Source organism: Rhizobium croatiense, from assembly GCF_019793465.1.
In the GTDB taxonomy this organism is placed as follows: Bacteria; Pseudomonadota; Alphaproteobacteria; order Rhizobiales; family Rhizobiaceae; genus Rhizobium; species Rhizobium croatiense.
Genome location: NZ_JAILYJ010000002.1, coordinates 371042 through 388476, shown reverse-complemented (window position 1 = coordinate 388476; position 17435 = coordinate 371042). Strand labels below are relative to the sequence as shown.

The window sequence follows — 17435 nt, the reverse complement described above, 5'->3', positions numbered from 1 at the left end:
AGCTCCTGTGTTCATTGCACGGAAGCTAGATGCGCATTACGCTCAGGCAACGCAAGAATGCACAAATTCTGTACGTAGTACCAAAAAGGATACTGTCGATGTCGCTGCCCCGCGCCAAGCTTGTCAAGAATTTCCCGGGCTGTCCGGTTGAGGCGACGCTGAGTTTTCTCGACGGCAAATGGAAGGGCGTGATTCTTTTTCACCTGATGCAGGGCACCCTGCGGTTCAACGAGTTGCGCCGAAAGCTGCCGACCGTGACACAACGCATGCTGACCAAGCAGTTGCGGGAATTGGAAAAGTCAGGCCTGGTGTCGCGCACCGTCTACCCGGTCGTGCCGCCACGCGTCGAATATAAGATGACGCCGCTTGGCACGACGCTGAAACCCGTCATCCTTGCGCTGGCCGCATGGGGAGAGGAACATGTCTTCTGCAGCCCGGAGGGCCGGGAGGTGCGACTCGCTTCAGAGGGCTTCGACGCGCCCACTGCGGCGCTCCAGGCGTAGCGAGGCTGCAAAGACGAAAAGACCGAGGAAGGAGAGTGCGGCGCCGACATAACCGGTTGCCGCAAAACCATAGCCCCAGGCGATGACGAGACCACCCAGCCAGGCGCCGAGCGCATTGGCGACGTTGAAGGCGGAATGATTGGAGGCGGCGGCAAGCGTCTGCGCATCGGCGGCGACATCCATCAGCCGCGTCTGCAGCGCCGGGCCTGCGGCGAAACCGCAGCCGACGAGGAAGACCGAGAGGCCGAGCATATAGGGGTTGGCGGCGGTCAGCGAGAAGGTGGTCAGCACGACTATATTATAGACGAGCGAGCCGCCGATCGTGCCGAGCAGCGACTTGTCGGCCAGCCACGAGCCGATGAAATTGCCGGCGTTCATGCCGACGCCGAACAGCACCAGCATGATCGGAACCGCGGTTTCCGGCAGCATCGCCACCTCGGTCGTCGTCGAGGCGATGTAGCTGAACATGGCGAACATGCCGCCATAGCCGACGGCGGCGATGCCGAGCGTCAGCCAGACTTGCGGCCGGCGGAAGGCGCCAAGTTCGCGCAGGAAGCTCGCTTCTTCGGAAACCCTGTCCTTCGGAACGTGGAACCAGATCAACGCCACCGTCAGCAGGCCGACGACACCGACTGTCAGAAATGCCACCTGCCAGTCGAGCGATTGGCCGAAGAGCGTTGTTGCCGGCGTGCCGAGAAGGGTGGCCACTGTCAATCCGAGCATGACGCGCCCGACCGCGCGTGCGCGCCGATGTACCGGCACCATCGAGGCGGCGACCAAGGCCGCAACGCCGAAATAGGCGCCATGCGGCAGGCCGCTGACGAAGCGCAGCAGAGTGAAGGTCTCGAAGGTCGGCGCGACGGCGCTGAGAATGTTGCCGGCGGCAAAGACCAGCATCAGCGTCAACAGCAGCGTGCGGCGCGCCATCTTGGCGGCGAGCACGGCGATGACCGGTGCGCCGATGACGACCCCGAGCGCATAGGCGCTGATGACATAGCCGGCCTGCGGCGTCGTCACCGAGAAGGTTTCGGCGACATTGGGCAGCAGTCCCATGATGGCGAATTCGCCGGTGCCGATGCCGAAGCCGCCGCAGGCAAGCGCCAGTTGAACCAAGGCTACAGTCGTCGCCGACGGCAGTTCGGCAGCCGGCTGGATTTCGACGGGTTCATTGATCGCGATCTGGCTCACGAGAGCTCCTTGAGACGGTTCTCTGCTTGGCAATGGCCCTGGCGCGGAGGCGGGCGATCGTTTGGAACGGCAGGACGTGGAGAGGTATTGGGAACCTCTATCTATCCGTGAGGTCCCTGCCGGCGTCGAGTGCATTTTTTGCAGTGCAGCGTCCTGTTATGTGCATATGTCTGTTGCAATTTTTGCATTTCTGGCTCTTCTGAGGAAAAGCGCCGGCGCTTGAAATCGCCGATACCGCAACCATCTCAGGAGCAAGGCAGGAGCAGTTCCGCGCCAGAGAAGGGAGGCCTCATGAAGCTTGTAGGCTATTTTAATCGCGACGGCGGCACCTTCAGGACCACCGACATGCTGGCCTACGAGAAGAGGGCGGAGGCGGCTTTCCGCGAAGCAGGGCACGATTTCGAAGCCATCGTTTTCTCCGGCAAGGAGATTATTCCCGCCATGGAGCGGGCCGCCAGACGCGACGATATTGACGGCATCGTCGCCGGCGGCGGCGACGGCACGATTTCGGCGGCGGCATCGATCGCCTGGAAAAACGGCATTGCCCTCGGCGTCGTGCCGGCCGGTACGATGAACCTCTTTGCCCGCTCGCTGCGCGTGCCGCTCGATATCTGGCAGGCCCTCGATGTGCTTGCGACCGGCGAGATCGACAATGTCGATATCGCCAGCGCCAATGGCCGGCCCTTCATTCACCAGTTTTCCGCCGGCCTGCATGCCCGCATGGTGCGCTACCGCAACGCCTATAGCTATCGTTCCAGGCTGGGCAAGATCCGGGCGAGCACCAAAGCCGCTCTCGGAGTGATCTTCAATCCGCCCGAGTTCGAGGTCGAGTTCGAGGCGGCCGGGATGCGCGAGCGCCGCTGGGTGTCCGCGGTCTCGGTCTCCAACAATCCATTCGGCGAGAACGCGCTGCTCTACGCCGATAATCTCAGAAGCGGCGAACTCGGCTTCTATACGGCAAATCCTTTGAAGCCCCTCGGTGTCGCCCGCCTTGCCATCGACATGCTGCGCGGCAAGGTCCGCGAGAATGCCGACGTCATGGTGATGCACCCGGCCGAAGTGCACCTGCACTTCCCGAAACTGCGCTCCAAGGCCAATTGCGTCATGGACGGCGAGTTGCTGCCGCTCGCACGCGACGTCTCGATCCAACTGCACCCGGGGGAGCTGAAAGTCCTCGTCAAGCAGGGGCTCGCCGCTCAGGTGAATGAGGACGAACGCCGCGAGCCCGCTGCGTAAGTCGGCCGGCTGCGTAAGTCGGCGCGGCATAAGCCTCAGAGCCGCGGCAGATAGGTGCGATAGTCGAAATCCGAGACGGTGCTGAAATACGCAAGCGCTTCCTTGCGCTTGGTGTCGCCGTAGAGTGCCTGGTAACGTGCGCCGAAGATGTCGGCGATGAAAGGCGACGTGCGGAACGTCTCGACCGCGCTGAGGAAATCATGTGTCAGCCGCGTCGTATTCGCGGGCGTGTATGAAGGCGTTGTCTCCTCGCCGGGGTCGAGTTCTCGGTCGAGCCCATTCAGCATGCCGCCGAGGATTGCCGCGAGTAGCAGATAGGGATTGGCATCGGCGCCGGCGACGCGGTGCTCGATACGCGCGGCCGGCCCGTCCTTGTCAGGGATGCGGATCGCCGTGCCGCGGTGACCGCTGCCCCAGGTCAGATCGACCGGCGCGAAGGAGCCCGGCTGGAAGCGGCGGTAGGAATTGGCGAAGGGCGCGAAGATCAGCTGCGCCGCGCGCATGCTGGCGAGCAGACCGGCTGTGACCGATTTCAACAGCTTCGGCTCGCCGCCCTTGGCATCGAGGATGTTGCGGCCCTGGCTATCGATGACGCTGGCATGAACATGCAGACCGGAACCGGCAGGCTCGGAATAGGGCTTGGCCATGCAGGTCGATTTCAGCCCGTGGCGGCGCGCCGCCTGTTCGGCGATGCGCTTGAGATAGAGGCAATCGTCGGCGGCGGCCAGCGCATTGGCGCGATGCATGAGATTGACCTCGAACTGGCCCGGGCCGAATTCCGCTGTCGTCGCATCCGCCGGCAGTCCCTGCGCCTTGGCGTAGGCCTTGAGCGTCTGCAGATAGTCCTCGAGCGCATCGACGGCGCTCATGTCGTAGAGCTGAAAGCCGTTCGGTTCGCCGCGATAGGTAAGGCTTTCGGGCGGGGAGGGACTCCCGGTTTCGCGCCAGTCCCCTGACATCACGTAGAATTCCAGCTCGGTGGCGACGACAGGCGTCAGCCCGCGGCTGCGATAGCGCTCGACCACCGAAGCGAGGATGGCGCGCGGATCCATGAAGCTCGGGCTGCCGTCGAATTCACACATGGTGGCGAGCACCTGCATCGAGCCCTCCGGCGCCCAGGGCATCGGCGCAAGGCTGCGCCGGTCGGCGACGACCATGCCGTCGGGATCGCCGATCGTCAGCGACAGGCCGGTAATGTTGTCATTGTCGTCGCCCCAGATATCGAGCGACTGCGTCGACGTCGGCAAGCGGATCTCACCGGCCCAGACCTTGCCTTCGGCGCCTGATGGAAGCTGCTTGCCGCGCAGCTCGCCGTTCATGCCGACGATCAGGATCTCGAAACGCGGGTCGCCACCGGCCTTGCCGTCCATCCTGTCGCTCGCCATGACCTTGAAAATCCTCCGGGACAAGGCCAAGCTCCTGTCCCATCGATAGCAGCCTTTCAATCCGCGAGGGTCTTTCACCAGCCATGCCCGATACTTACCCGCCCTCGAACCTTGCCGCGATAGACGCAGCCCATCATCTGCACCCCTTCGCCGACATGAAGAAGCTGAATGCCGATGGCGCCCGCGTCATCCAGCGCGGCGAGGGCGTCTATATCTTCGATGATCGCGGCCGGAAATATCTCGACGGCTTCGCCGGCCTCTGGTGCGTCAATATCGGCTATGGCCGACGCGAGATCGCTGAGGCCGTCGCAAGGCAGATGAACGAGCTGCCCTATTACAACACCTTCTTCGGCACGACCTCGACGCCGACGGCGCTGCTGGCGCAGAAGGTGACGTCGCACGCCGGCGCGCGTTTCAACCATATCTTCTTCACCGGCTCCGGCTCGGAGGCGAACGACACCTGGTTCCGCATGGCCCGTGTCTATTGGAGCGCCGTCGGCAAGCCGTCGAAGAAGATCGTCATCGCGAGAAAGAACGGCTATCACGGGTCGACCGTCGCCGGCGCCAGTCTCGGCGGCATGAAATACATGCACGAGCAGGGCGACCTGCCGATCCCTGGAATCGTCCATATCGGCCAGCCCTATTGGTACGGCGAGGGCGGCGATCTCTCGCCTGATGAATTCGGGCTGAAGGTCGCCCGCGAACTCGAAGCGAAGATCGATGAGCTGGGCGAGGAAAACGTCGCCGCCTTCGTCGCCGAGCCGGTGCAGGGGGCTGCCGGCGTAATCATCCCGCCGGAAACCTATTGGCCGGAGATCGACCGCATCTGCAAGGCGCGCAATATCCTGCTGGTGACCGACGAGGTGATCTGCGGTTTCGGCCGGTTGGGCGCCTGGTTCGGCCACCAGCATTTCGGCGTCGAGCCGGATCTTGCGCCGATCGCCAAGGGGCTTTCCTCCGGCTATCTGCCGATCGGCGGCGTGCTCGTCAGCGATAGGATTGCCGATGTGCTGATCAACGAGGTCGGCGAGTTCAACCACGGCTTCACCTATTCCGGCCACCCGGTCTGTGCGGTGGCCGCCCTCGAAAACCTCCGCATCATCGAGGCGGAGGGGCTGGTCGAACGCGTGCGCGACGATATCGGCCCCTATTTCGGCAGCGCCTGGGCAGCGCTCGGCGAACATGACCTGGTCGGCGAGGCCGTCAGCATCGGCCTGATGGGCGGCTTGCAGCTTGCCGCCGATAAGAGCACGCGCACGCGTTATGAGAAGCCCGATCAGGTCGGCGCGCTGGTGCGCAACCACGCGCTGGCGAACGGCCTCGTGCTGCGCGCCACCGGCGACCGCATGCTGGCCTCGCCGCCACTCGTCATCAGCCACGCGGAGGTGGACGAGATGGCCAGGATTACCAAACTAGCGCTGGATGCGGCGTGGAAGGAACTGAAAGCGTGATTTCGCTCAGCCGACCAGGTCTGTTGCGGATGGGCGATAATCAGGCGCTTCGCAACGCTGCCCGCGCTCCGGTGGTATCGCACTATTGACGCCCCCGCCTGAAACACGGGTGAGGAACGGAGTAGCAAGGCTGGCCTAATGAAGCACCCGCTGTGGTGTGTCTCCGTACGCCGGCGGCGAGTTTGGTGAGAACGCCAACCCCACTCTCTCCGTCATCCCAGGCCTTGAGCCTGGGATCCATGCGACTGCAGCTAATGGATGCGGTGTGGATGCTCGGCTCAAGGCCGAGCATGACGGAGGGTGGGGTGGGCAGGAGAGACCCTTCACAGCGCAGGCGCCCGTGTCAGCGACGCATCCGCTAGCGAAACCAGACAATGCCAGTCACAGCCTAGCTGACTTTGGTGAAAAGGCGGACGATAGCCCATGTGCAGATCAACGAGGTCGACCACTTTAATCACGGCTATACCTATTCTGGCCATTCGGTCTACGCGACCGCCGTACTCCTATTTCACTCAGTCTGGCTGCTTGACCCAAGCATACCCGAATCGGTAGCGGTCGTCGCCGCGCTGATAGAAATAGGGCACGTCGATCACCGATGCCTCAGGCGCGGACGCGCCGAGATTGGCCCGGAGCCATTCAGCCATGGCCGGCGGAAGCCCTTCGCCTCCCCCCTTCGGCGGGATCAGCCACACGAGAAGCAGCGGTTGCCGGCCGCTAAGATCCGGGCGGAAGCCGGGATAATCCACGGAGAGGACCGGCACATCAGGGATATCCTGCCTGAGATTGCCGGCGAGCAGGCTGTCGCCGGCAAGGATCGCTGCCGGTTCGGCCTGTTTGCGCAAGCTTTCCAGCATCGTCGCATAGGGCCGGTTCAGCCGTTCGTAATGGCCGGTGAAGCGTGCGGCGGCGACGCTGCCGTAAAGGGCGGCCGGCACGCCGATCATGATGACGGCGACGACGGCCATGAAACGCCGGAACGCTTTGTCGGTCACGACGCCGGCGGCGTCGATCTTCAGGCAGAAATAGAGCGGCAGGATGAACAGCATCGGCACCAGCCAGCGATCCTTGATGCCGGCAGCACCGCCGAAGACGATCAAAAACAGAATGCCGATGACGAAGACGAGCATCATCCGCTCGACAAGCCGCGTCCATTCCGACCGAGCGGCCAATGCCGGGCGAAGGTTCTTGCCGAAGACGACGGCGAACACCGCCACAGTCAATCCGGCAAAGCTGACGATGGCAAGAGCGAGCGAGCCGACGCCCATGGCCACCTGCATAGGATAGCTGGCATTGTCGCTGGCGGTCATCTTTTCCAGGGTGCGGGCGGTGGCGAAGTCGAGATTGTCCTTCAGCCAGAAGAGATGCGGCAGGGTGATGACGAGGGCAACGATAGCGGTCACCGCCAGCCGTCGGTCGAAGATCCGCCCCCGCCAGCGCGCATCCGCCAGCGCGCCGATCAAGGCCGCGGCCGGCAGGATGGCGAAATTATATTTGGCGAGCAGGCCGAACCCGATGCCGATGCCTGTTATCAGGTAGGAGGCAAGGCTCGGCTGTTTCAGACTGCGGATGAAGCCGTAGAAGAAGATGCTGGCCGAGAAGAAGACCGCGACCGTGTGCGTCAGGTCTCGCTGCATCTCGAAAACCATTTGCGGGATGGTCAGCAATCCGAGCGTCGCGATTGCCGCCAGCGCCTTGTCGCGCAAAATGAGACGCGCGGTCAGGCCGTACAGCAGGTAGGCGCTGAGCAGCAGGAGATTCTTCACCACCGAAAGCGCGACAAGCGAAACACCGACAAACTGGAAGGCGGCATATTGCAGCCAGTTGTAGAACGGCGGCTGCGGGCCGTAACCGGCGGCGAGCCATTGCGAGCGGAAAACCTGTTCGGCCTCGTCGAGATCGAGTGAATGCGAGGTTGCCAGCCGCACACCGACCTGAATCGTGAAATAGACGGCCAGCAGCACGAAAATCCAGCGCGCGTCGCGAAGACCGGTCTTGATCATTCTATCTGGCCCCCGGCCGAACCCAGGCATAGCCGAGTGCGAAATTATCGCCCTGGCGGCCGAAATAATAGGGAAGCGATAAGGCGCCGATCTCCTGCGGCGTGATGCCCGCCGCCGTCAGCGCCGATGAAAACCGCTCCGGCATGACGGCATCCGCCGCCGTCGCCGTCTTCTTGCCGCGCCAGACGATCAGCACCGGTCCGCCTGCTGTCGTGTAGGCTGGAATGCCGGCAACGGGAAAATCGGGGATGACGACGGGCACATGGGGAAGCTGCAGACGCATGTTCCCGGCGACATAGGGATCCGAGGCAATCACCAGTGCGGGTGCGGCCTGCCGGGTCATTTCGCGGGCAAGATCGGCCATCGGCACATTCGGTCGGCTATAGGTGCCGATCAGCCCGGCGCCGACCACGCGGAAGCCGAGCGCGACCAGCACACAGGCCATCAGCACCGGCACCACCGGCCGGAAGCGGCGCAGCCCGACGGAAAGATCGAGCCCGGCCGCCTTCATCTTTGCCAGGAAGTAGATCGGCAGCACCAGCAGGAACGGATCGAGCCAGCGCTCGCGCACCGTGGTGGAACCGGTGAACAGCACGATCAGCAGGATTCCGGCGATGCTCGCAACCATCATCCGCTCCATCATCCCGGTCCAACGGTTTCGGGATGAAAGCATCAGGACAAAATCCCGACGAAAGGCGGCGGCGAAAATTGCGACCGGGAGTGCTGCAAAGGCGAGGATGGCGACGACAAAGGCGAGAATGCCTTTGCCAATCCGCACGATGCCGGCGGGTTCGTTGCCGGCGGCCATCTTGACCAGAGTGTCGGAGGAAGCGAATGCGAGATTGCCCTGCAGCCAGATCGCGTGCGGCAGGACGATGACGAGCGCGACGGCGACCGCGATCAGCATGCGCCAGTCGAGCGCTCTGCGCCGCCATTCGGCGTCAGGCAGGATGGCAATCAGCGCGACCGCCGGCATCAGCGCAAAATTGTACTTCGAGATCAGCCCGATGCCCGTTGCAATCCCGAGCAGGAGATAGCTGCCGACGCCTGGCCGGTCGAGCGTGCGGAAGAAGCCATAGAGGAACAGGGAGCTGGCAAAGAGCAGCGCCGTCGTGTGGGTGAGATCCTGCTGGGCCATGTAGGAGACCTGGGGCAGGGTGATCAGCGCCAGCATGCCGACGGCGGCGAGCGCCTGGTCCTTCAGTGCTTCGCGCCCGGCAAGGCCGTAAAAGAGGTAACACAGGAAGAGCAGGATATTCTTCGGCACGATCAACGCGCCGATCGACATGCCCGTCACCGAAACGACGGCATATTGCATCCAGTTGTAGAAGGGCGGCTGCGGGCCGTAGCCCGCCAGCAGATATTGCGAGAAGAAGGACTGCTCGGCCTCGTCGAGCTCCAGCGAATGCGGAAGCGCCAGTCGTAGCCCGACGTTCAGCACGAAATAGGCTGCAAGCAGCAGAGCCGCGATTCCGATCGTCCTCGTCGCGCGTTCCAGCATCGTGCTGCCGGCTTAGGCTTGGCTTTGATCGTCGAAGATCTGCCGCACGATATAATTCGGAGAGGCGTCGTCACGGTAATAGGTGCGCGCGATCATTTCCGCCAGAATGCCGGTGGTGATCATCTGCACCGACGACAGCAGCAGCACGACGCCGACCATCAGCATCGGCCTCGTGCCGATGTCATTGCCCATGATGAACTTGTCGAAGCCGAGGTAAAGCAGGATCAGCATCGCGACGGCGCCGAGACCGAGACCCAGCGAGCCGAAGAAATGCCCCGGCCGCGCCTTGTAGCGCATGAAGAACATCACCGACAGCAGGTCGAGGATGACGCGGAAGGTGCGCGAAATCCCGTATTTCGAAACGCCGTGTTCGCGGGCATGGTGGGTGACGGCCATCTCGCCGATGCGCGAGCTCGGCACGACGCCGGCCACCCAGGCCGGGATGAAGCGGTGCATCTCGCCCATCAGCTTCACCTGCTTGATGATCGAGGCACGGTAGATCTTCAGGCTGCAGCCGTAATCGTGCAGCTTGACGCCGGTGATGCGGCCGATCAGGTAGTTGGCGCACCAGGAGGGTATCTTGCGCAGGAACAGACCGTCCTTGCGGTTCTTGCGCCAGCCGACCAGGAGGTCGAGTTCGCGCCGCTCGAGCTCCGAGACCATCGCAGGAATGTCCTTCGGATCATTCTGCAGGTCGCCGTCCATCGTCGCGATCAGGCGGCCCTGGGCGGTATCGATGCCGGCCTGCATGGCGGCGGTCTGGCCGAAATTGCGCTGCAGCTCGACGATTCTCAACGCCAGCCCCTCGCGCCCGACGTATTTGCGGGCGTTGACGAGCGTCGCATCCGTGCTGCCGTCGTCGACGAGGATCAGTTCCCAGCGATGAGGATATTGGGACATCGCTGCAAGGATACGTTCGACCAGCGGGCCGACGCTTTCCTCTTCGTTGAAAACGGGCACGACCAGCGACAGCTCGAGCGATTGTACCGGATCATTCGTGCCGCGAATGGGCTCTACCGTTGTCTGCAACTTTCATCTCCAAAAGGCCGGGCGGACTGGCAGTCCTTACTGCCGCCACCGCGTTTGCGGAAGCCTACTACATGAACTGCCCGTCCGTTGCCAGCGGCCAATGCCGGTTTCCCCGCAATCGGCCGACTTGCCGCAGCGCTATTTCGCGCCTCCCTCCACCCAGGAGTAGCCAATGGAGAAGGTATGTTTGCCGTCACCGAAAAGATAGGGCAGCGTCAGGGTATTTATCTCTTTCAGATGGATACCCGATCTGACGAGATCGTTGGCGAAGCCGGGAGAGATGGTTGGATCATTTGCGGTTTCGCCGCGCCAGACAACCAGCACCGGCCCCTTCGCCGTTGCGTATTCCGGAACCCCTGGGCCGGGAAAGAACGGGATCACGACGGGAACGTCGGGAAACTCCAGCTTCATATTGCCCGCCACGAACTTGGTCCCCGCCACGATGAGAACCGGTTTGCGGGTCGCTGTCAGTTCGGTCACGTAGTTCGCGAAGGGCACGTTCGTTCTCGTATAGGTGCCGATATATTGAATGGCGACGATCCGCAGCAACAGGATCGACAGGATGACGATCATGAAAACCGGCACCACGGGCCGGAAGCGTGCAAGGCCGGCGGAGAGATCGAAACCTGCTGTCTCCAGTTTCAGGAACAGATAGATCAGCAGGACGAGCAGGCACGGGTCGAGCCAGCGCTCATGGATGTCGCTGGCGCCGGCGAAGACGACGATGCCGGCGAAGGCGAGCAGGCTGACAACCATCATCCGCTCGATCACCCGGATCATCGGACTGGACGAAGAGAGCGCCCGGAAGAAATCCCGCCGGAAGGCAGCCGCGATGAGAACGATCGGCAACGCGGTGAAGCCGAGCACGGCGATGACGAGGGACAACAGCCCCTGTCCGATGCGGGGGAGGCCGGCCGCGGCCTCATGCTCGGCAGTCATCCGCTCCAGCGTCGGGGCCGAGGCGCTGACGAGGTTATCGGGCAGCCAGAGCGCATGCGGCAGAACGATCAGAATGGCGATGACGGCCGCCGGGAGCAGGCGCCAGTCGAACAGGCGGTTGCGCCACTTCCAGTCCGGCAGCACGGCGACGAAGGCGGCAAAAGGCAGGATGGCGAAATTATACTTGGAGATGAGGCCGATGCCGGTGGCGATGCCGATGACGAGGTAACTGCCGATCGTCGGCTGGCGCAGCGTCCGGAAAAAGCCGAAGAGGAAGAGCGAGGTCGCAAACAGCAGGGCAACGGTATGGGTGAGCTCGCGCTGCGCCATCAGACCGACCTGTGGCAGGGTAATCAGGCTCAGCATGGCGATGGGCGGGAGCAAACGGCTCTTCAGCACCTCGCGGGCAGCCAGACCGTAGAAAAGATAGCAGCCGAACAGGATGATGTTCTTCGGAACCGAGAGCGCCCACATCGTGATGCCGGTCACCGAGACGATGGCGTACTGGATCCAGTTATAAAAGGGCGGCTGCGGCCCGTAGCCGGCCAGAAGATATTGCGAGTAGAATGATTGCTCTGCCTCGTCGAGATCGAGCGTATGCGGCAATGAGATGCGGAGCAGGATGTTCAGCAGGAAATAGACTGCCAGAAAAATGCTGGCGCTCTTGATGCTTATGGTAATGCGCTCCAACATCGATCTCCAAGTCAAGCCGGCAAGGCCTCGCCATCTGTCGGTCTGCCGCGCGGATCGCCGGCTTGAGGCGATCCCGCCGTCACCGTCATCAACTCCGCCGTTGTGCGCAACCTTCATTTCTCCTAAAACGCCGGGGACGGAACCGAGGCCCATGCCGACGCCAAGCGAGGAATGCCTACTACATGAAGAGTTCGATCGTTGAAAGCCAGCAGTCCTGGTTTATGCGCAATCGCATGACGGCGCTAACGGTCGTAATTGTCGCAGCCTATGCGCTCTTCGTGCAGTGGTTCTGGGGGTGGCCCGTCATCATCAGCCAATGGGCCGATGTCGGGGCAGGTCCGGTGATCGGCGCCCTCGTGGCTCTGACGGGCACCTATTTCCTGCGCACCTGGCGCATCTACGACTATTTTCCGCAGGAGACCGCGGGACGGTTCGCGACCCTCTTCCGGGTCACGCAGATCCACAATCTCCTGAACATCATGCTGCCCTTCCGGACCGGCGAAACCAGCTTTCCCCTGTTGATGCGCACTGAATTCGGCGTTCCGCTGACGCGCGGAACCTCGGCACTCCTAGTCATGCGGCTGCTCGACCTGCACGCTCTGCTGGCGGCTGCCGGCATCGGCTTTGCGCTCGCCGCACCCGATGCGCTCGTCGCATGGTCGCTTTGGGCGGCCTTCCTGCTGCTGCCGGTCGCAGCCTTCGCCGCGCGCAAGCCGCTGTTGCGCGTCGCCGCCAGGCTTCTGCCTGCAAAGGTGCAGAAATTGGTCGTTGAGATCGAAAACGGCTTGCCGCTCGATGCCGCGGCCTTTGCACGCGCCTGGGCGATGACCATCGTCAACTGGCTGGTGAAGGTGATCGTGCTTACATGGGCGCTCGGGCTGATGGGCGTTGTGCCGATGGCGGCCAGCTTCGGCGGTGCGCTTGGCGGCGAACTCTCCTCCGTCCTGCCGGTGCACGCGCCGGGCGGGGTCGGCACCTATCCGGCCGGCATCACTGCCGGCGCCATTGCGCTCGGAGCGTCGAGCGAGCGGGCGGCGCTCGCCGTGCTGGCGCAGGCGAGCGTCAATGCCCATCTGCTAATCATCGTCTCGGCGCTGACGGGCACGGCGATCTCACTGCCGCTCGGGCGCCGCGGCAAGCGCTGAAATCCGCTTTCGCAGAAACGCCTGCTCCGGCTCCTGCCGGCAGAGCGACAAGGCCGTCTGGTAGGCTGCGATCGCCTCTTCTCTTCGGCCGAGCCGGCGCAGAAAATCGGCACGGGCCGAATGGGCAAGGTGATAGGCCTGCAGTTCCCGGCGTCCCAGAATGGCTTCAATCAGATCCAGCCCCTTTGACGGCCCCTCGGCCATCGAAATCGCCACCGCGCGGTTGAGCTCGACGACCGGTGAGGGCTGGGCTGCCAGAAGCAGGTCGTAATAGAAGGCAATCCGCGGCCAGTCGGTTTCCTCGGCGGTCGCCACCTTCGCATGTTCGGCAGCGATCGCTGCCTGTACCGTATAGGTGCCGATCTCTTCTGTCCGCATTGCCTTGGCCAGGAGCGCCAGGCCTTCCGAGATCTTGGCGCGGTCCCAGAGCGAGCGGTTCTGATCTGCAAGCAGCACCAGCGCTTCCTCCTCGCTGCTGCGGGCGCTGCGGCGGGAATCCTGCAGCAGCATCAGCGCCAGGAGTCCGCAAACATCAGGATGCGGCAGCAGCGCCAGCAGCAGCCGCGCCAGCCGGATGGCCTCTCCGGTCAGGTCGGCGCGAACGACCGCGTCTCCCGAAGAGGCGGAATAGCCTTCGTTGAAGACGAGATAGATGACATGCAGCACCCGGTCGAGCCGCTCGGGCAGCGCCTCGCGGCCCGGCACTTCATAAGGGATGTTCGCGGTCCGGATCCTGCCTTTGGCGCGCACGATCCGCTGGGCGACCGTCGGCGCCGGAATGAGGAAGGCATGGGCGATCTCTTCGGTGGTCAGTCCGCAGATTTCCCGAAGCGCCATCGCCGTCTGCGCGTCCGCCGGGATAGCAGGGTGGCAGCAGGTGAAGATCAGCCGCAGCATGTCGTCCTCGATCGCTTCCATCTCGCCCCTCTCCGTTTCGTCGACGCTGTAGAGGCTGTCCTCGATGTGCTGCTGCGCGGCATCGAAACGCGCTCGCCGGCGGATCGCGTCAATCGCCTTGAAGCGGCCGGTCGACACAAGCCAGCCGGAGGGGTTGTCGGGAACGCCGTCGACCGGCCATGTTCGTGCGGCCGCTGCAAAGGCATCGTGCAGCGCTTCCTCCGCACGGTCGAAATCGCCGAGCAATCGGATCAGCGTCGCCAGCACCCGGCGAGACTGGCTTCGGTAGATCTCCTCGATGACGCTTTCCAAGGGAAGCACCTCAGTTCGGAAGGGTGAGTGTTCGCACCGGTCTCAGTTCGACCGCGCCGTAGCGGGCCGACGGAATTCGCCCGGCGATCTCCTTCGCCTTTGCCATGTCAGGCGCCTCGATGACGTAGAAGCCGGCCAGATGCTCCTTCGTTTCGACATAGGGGCCGTCGGTAACGGAGAGCCTATTGTTTCGAACCCGCAGCACGCTCGCCTGGTCAGGCATTTCGAGCGCATCGGAATGGATCATGAAGCCGTCGCGTTGCAGTTCCTCGTCGAAGGCGAAATGCGCTTTGATGAGGTCGACGCCTTCGTCAGCTGTCAGCCTGCCGTCGGTATCGGTGCTGTTATAGATCAGGCAGATGTAGCGCATCGCTCAGCACTCCTCCTTAATCGAATAGGCCGGCCGCACCTCGATCGCGCCATAGCGCGCCACGGGAAAGGTCGCGGCGATCGCCGTTGCTTCCGCCATATCCTTGGCCTCGATCAGCACGAAGCCGCCGAGATGTTCCTTGATCTCGGCGAAAGGGCCGTCCGTCGCCGTCACTTCGTTGCTGCGAACCCTGACCGTCACGGCCGTCGACGGCTCGCGCAGCGCCAATGCGACGAGCAGGTGGCCGCTGTCGCGCAGTCGGTCATCGTTGATGATCGAATCCTTCGTCAGCTTTTCGCCTTCGTCGGCGGAAATGGCGTTGATCTTCGCGGTTTCGAACCAGACCTGGCACAGATATTTCATTGCCGTCTCCTCACGTGTCTTTTCCGAAGGAATGAATGGGCCGCACCTCGATCGCACCGAGCTTTGCAAGCGGGATGCCGGCGGCGATGCGGATCGCTTCGTTGAGGTCCTTGGCCTCGATCAGGATGAAACCGCCGATCGCCTCCTTCGTCTCGGCGAAAGGGCCGTCCGTCACCGAGGTCTCACCGCTACGCACCCGCACGGTCACCGCCGATGTCGGCGGCTGCAGCGCCTGGGCGACGATCATGTGGCCGCTTTCGGCAAGGTCCTTGTCGTAGTTCAAGGAATTCGCGCCGAGCTCGGCCTTCTCCTCTTTCGTCATCGCGGCGAGCACCGCGCCGTCGAACCAGACCTGACAGAGATATTTCATCGCAGACAGCCTCCTTGGGATGTTTCAATGACTCTGGACGATCGAGCTTCACACATTTCGACAGCGGCAGAAAAAAATCTTTGTCGCCGCCGGCTGTCGAAATCACAAGGCGGCACTCGACAAGGCTTCATCGAAACCTGTCGAGGAGAACGGCAATGAGTATTCTTGAAATCGCGCTTGCAAGCCAGATCTGGGCTCGCCGCCACGACCAGCGTCGCCAGGCGTTCGACGAAGGCGATGGGCTAAAGATTCTGCTGCGCACCGCTTTCATCGTCGTCGGCTTCACCCTGCTGATAGCAGGGCTGAACCTCGCTGCCGGCAGACCGCAGGTGGTGGCGCAGCAGCCGGCGCCTGTCGTGGCAGGCAGATGAGGAAACGGCCTACAGCAATTTCCTGCAAAAATGCGCGGCGCTTTTGCCGGGCAAAGCGCGAAGCGCCTTTACCGGGAATGCTTGAAAACAAAGAGATTTCCGTGATTCGAAGAAACGGAAATACTCTATTGGAAGGCCGTCTCGAAGAAACTGCGCAGCTTGCGCGAATGCAGGGCTTCCTTCGGCATGGCGGCCAGCTTCTGCACGGCGCGGATGCCGATCTGCAAATGCTGGTTGACCTGCGTGCGGTAGAAGGCCGTCGCCATGCCCGGCAGTTTCAATTCGCCGTGCAGCGGCTTGTCGGAGACGCAGAGCAGCGTGCCGTAAGGCACGCGGAAGCGGAACCCGTTGGCAGCAATCGTTGCCGATTCCATGTCGAGCGCGATGGCGCGCGCCTGCGATAGCCGCCTCACCGGTCCGCGCTGGTCGCGCAGTTCCCAGTTGCGGTTGTCGATCGTGCCGACGGTGCCGGTGCGCATGATGCGCTTCAGCTCGAAGCCCTCGTAGCCGGTGATTTCGGCGACGGCGGCTTCCAGCGCCACCTGCACTTCGGCGAGTGCCGGGATCGGCACCCAGACCGGCAGGTCGTCGTCGAGCACATGGTCCTCGCGCATATAGGCATGGGCAAGCACATAATCGCCGAGCCGCTGGCTGTTGCGCAGGCCGGCGCAGTGGCCGAGCATCAGCCAGGCATGCGGGCGCAGCACGGCGACATGGTCGGTGATCGTCTTGGCGTTGGAGGGACCGACGCCGATATTGATCATGGTGATCCCGGCATGGCCCTTCTTCTTCAGATGGTAGGCCGGCATCTGCGGCAGGCGGGCAAGTGTCGCATCCGTTTCCGGCCCGCTCGAGCCGGGCAGGGTGACGATATTGCCGGGCTCGACGAAGGCGGTATAACCGTCGCCGCCCTCTGCCATCTGCTTGCGCGCCCAGCTGCAGAATTCGTCGATATAGAACTGGTAGTTCGTGAACAGCACGAAGTTCTGGAAATGCTCGGCATGCGTCGCCGTGTAATGCGACAGCCGGGCGAGCGAATAATCGATACGCTGGGCGGTGAACGGCGCAAGCGGCGAGGGCTCGCCCGGCGGCGGGATATATTCGCCGTTGGCGATCTCGTCGTCGGTGGTGTTGAGGTCGGGCGTGTCGAAGATATCGCGCATCGGGACGTCGACGAAGGCGGAGGCCGATGCTTCCACATGCGCGCCCTCGCCAAAGGCGAAGTGCAGCGGAATCGGCGTCGTCGATTCCGAGACGATCACCGGAACATTGTGGCTCTTCATCAGCAGCGACAGCTGCTCCTTCAGGTAATGCTTGAAGAGCTTCGGCCGGGTGACCGTCGTCGTGTAGATGCCGGGCGCCGTGACGTGGCCGTAGGAGAGGCGCGAATCGACATGGCCGAAGCTGGTCGTCTCGATGCTCACCTGCGGATAGAAGGCGCGGTAGCGCGAGGCGATCGGAGCGCCTTGGGCAAGCTCGGTGAAGCTCTCGATCAGAAACGCCGTATTGCGCTCGTAGAGTTCGGTCAGCGTCTCGACGGCCTTGGCGGGATCATCGAAGCTCTGCGGCTGGAAAGGGGATGGAGAGGAAATGTCGAGGGGCGACAAAGGGGAGATTCGTTTGTTCATGACGCATTATAGAGAGTTGTTTTTGACAAGCAAACGACGTGCGCCGGCGGAAAT

Annotated in this window: 16 protein-coding genes; 5 read left to right on the top strand and 11 right to left on the bottom strand. The window is 62.9% G+C overall.

Annotated features, from left to right (window positions below):
- The first annotated feature begins 98 nt into the window (after positions 1-98).
- Complete coding sequence (locus K6M89_RS04605; RefSeq protein WP_222138712.1) at positions 99-503, top strand: winged helix-turn-helix transcriptional regulator; 405 nt, start codon at positions 99-101, stop codon at positions 501-503.
- On the opposite strand, the gene K6M89_RS04600 is transcribed toward K6M89_RS04605, so the two are convergent.
- Positions 462-1691 (bottom strand): MFS transporter, encoded by a 1230-nt coding sequence (locus K6M89_RS04600; RefSeq protein ID WP_222138568.1) that lies wholly within the window; start codon positions 1689-1691, stop codon positions 462-464. The two genes, K6M89_RS04605 and K6M89_RS04600, sit on opposite strands and share 42 nt — an antisense overlap.
- Before the next feature lie 291 nt (positions 1692-1982).
- Between K6M89_RS04600 and K6M89_RS04595 the strand changes: the two genes are divergently transcribed.
- Entirely contained in the window at positions 1983-2927 is a 945-nt protein-coding gene (locus K6M89_RS04595) for a diacylglycerol/lipid kinase family protein (protein WP_222138567.1), read from the top strand.
- A 35-nt stretch (positions 2928-2962) separates the two neighbouring features.
- Here the strand turns inward: K6M89_RS04595 and K6M89_RS04590 are convergent, their stop codons facing one another.
- Positions 2963-4312, bottom strand: coding sequence for a glutamine synthetase family protein (locus K6M89_RS04590; protein ID WP_222138711.1), 1350 nt, complete (start codon positions 4310-4312; stop codon positions 2963-2965).
- Positions 4313-4395: 83 nt separating this feature from the next.
- Here K6M89_RS04590 and K6M89_RS04585 point away from each other — a divergent pair, with 83 nt between their 5' ends.
- Entirely contained in the window at positions 4396-5763 is a 1368-nt protein-coding gene (locus tag K6M89_RS04585) for an aspartate aminotransferase family protein (RefSeq protein ID WP_222138566.1), read from the top strand.
- A 512-nt stretch (positions 5764-6275) separates the two neighbouring features.
- Here K6M89_RS04585 and K6M89_RS04580 read toward each other — a convergent pair.
- From K6M89_RS04580 to K6M89_RS04565, 4 genes are all read right to left on the bottom strand, one after another.
- Positions 6276-7763 (bottom strand): glycosyltransferase family 39 protein, encoded by a 1488-nt coding sequence (locus K6M89_RS04580; RefSeq protein ID WP_222138565.1) that lies wholly within the window; start codon positions 7761-7763, stop codon positions 6276-6278.
- Position 7764: 1 nt separating this feature from the next.
- Complete coding sequence (locus K6M89_RS04575; RefSeq protein ID WP_222138564.1) at positions 7765-9264, bottom strand: ArnT family glycosyltransferase; 1500 nt, start codon at positions 9262-9264, stop codon at positions 7765-7767.
- A 12-nt stretch (positions 9265-9276) separates the two neighbouring features.
- On the bottom strand, positions 9277-10293 hold the full coding sequence (locus K6M89_RS04570) for a glycosyltransferase family 2 protein (protein ID WP_183915224.1): 1017 nt from the start codon (positions 10291-10293) through the stop codon (positions 9277-9279).
- Positions 10294-10431: 138 nt separating this feature from the next.
- On the bottom strand, positions 10432-11925 hold the full coding sequence (locus K6M89_RS04565) for an ArnT family glycosyltransferase (RefSeq protein WP_222138563.1): 1494 nt from the start codon (positions 11923-11925) through the stop codon (positions 10432-10434).
- Between the two features lie 182 nt (positions 11926-12107).
- Between K6M89_RS04565 and K6M89_RS04560 the strand changes: the two genes are divergently transcribed.
- Positions 12108-13070, top strand: a complete 963-nt coding sequence (locus K6M89_RS04560; RefSeq protein ID WP_222138562.1) for a lysylphosphatidylglycerol synthase domain-containing protein — start codon at positions 12108-12110, stop codon at positions 13068-13070.
- Here K6M89_RS04560 and K6M89_RS04555 read toward each other — a convergent pair.
- The 4 genes from K6M89_RS04555 to K6M89_RS04540 are packed head-to-tail and all read right to left on the bottom strand — an operon-like array spanning position 13038 to position 15382.
- Complete coding sequence (locus K6M89_RS04555; RefSeq protein ID WP_222138561.1) at positions 13038-14279, bottom strand: RNA polymerase sigma factor; 1242 nt, start codon at positions 14277-14279, stop codon at positions 13038-13040. The genes K6M89_RS04560 and K6M89_RS04555 overlap by 33 nt on opposite strands.
- Positions 14280-14289: 10 nt before the next feature.
- Positions 14290-14649 (bottom strand): YciI family protein, encoded by a 360-nt coding sequence (locus tag K6M89_RS04550; protein WP_222138560.1) that lies wholly within the window; start codon positions 14647-14649, stop codon positions 14290-14292.
- A 3-nt stretch (positions 14650-14652) separates the two neighbouring features.
- Positions 14653-15012: a YciI family protein gene (locus K6M89_RS04545; RefSeq protein WP_222138559.1), complete on the bottom strand. Its 360-nt coding sequence runs from the start codon at positions 15010-15012 to the stop codon at positions 14653-14655.
- 10 nt (positions 15013-15022) lie between these two features.
- The gene (locus K6M89_RS04540) at positions 15023-15382 is read right to left on the bottom strand and encodes a YciI family protein (protein ID WP_097580231.1); all 360 of its coding nucleotides are present in this window, start codon (positions 15380-15382) and stop codon (positions 15023-15025) included.
- Between the two features lie 155 nt (positions 15383-15537).
- Here K6M89_RS04540 and K6M89_RS04535 point away from each other — a divergent pair, with 155 nt between their 5' ends.
- Positions 15538-15753 carry a hypothetical protein gene (locus tag K6M89_RS04535; protein ID WP_097580232.1) on the top strand — a complete coding sequence of 72 codons (216 nt, stop codon included), beginning with the start codon at positions 15538-15540 and terminating at the stop codon, positions 15751-15753.
- A gap of 125 nt (positions 15754-15878) precedes the next feature.
- Here the strand turns inward: K6M89_RS04535 and K6M89_RS04530 are convergent, their stop codons facing one another.
- Entirely contained in the window at positions 15879-17381 is a 1503-nt protein-coding gene (locus K6M89_RS04530; protein ID WP_097580233.1) for an AMP nucleosidase, read from the bottom strand.
- Positions 17382-17435 lie beyond the last annotated feature (54 nt).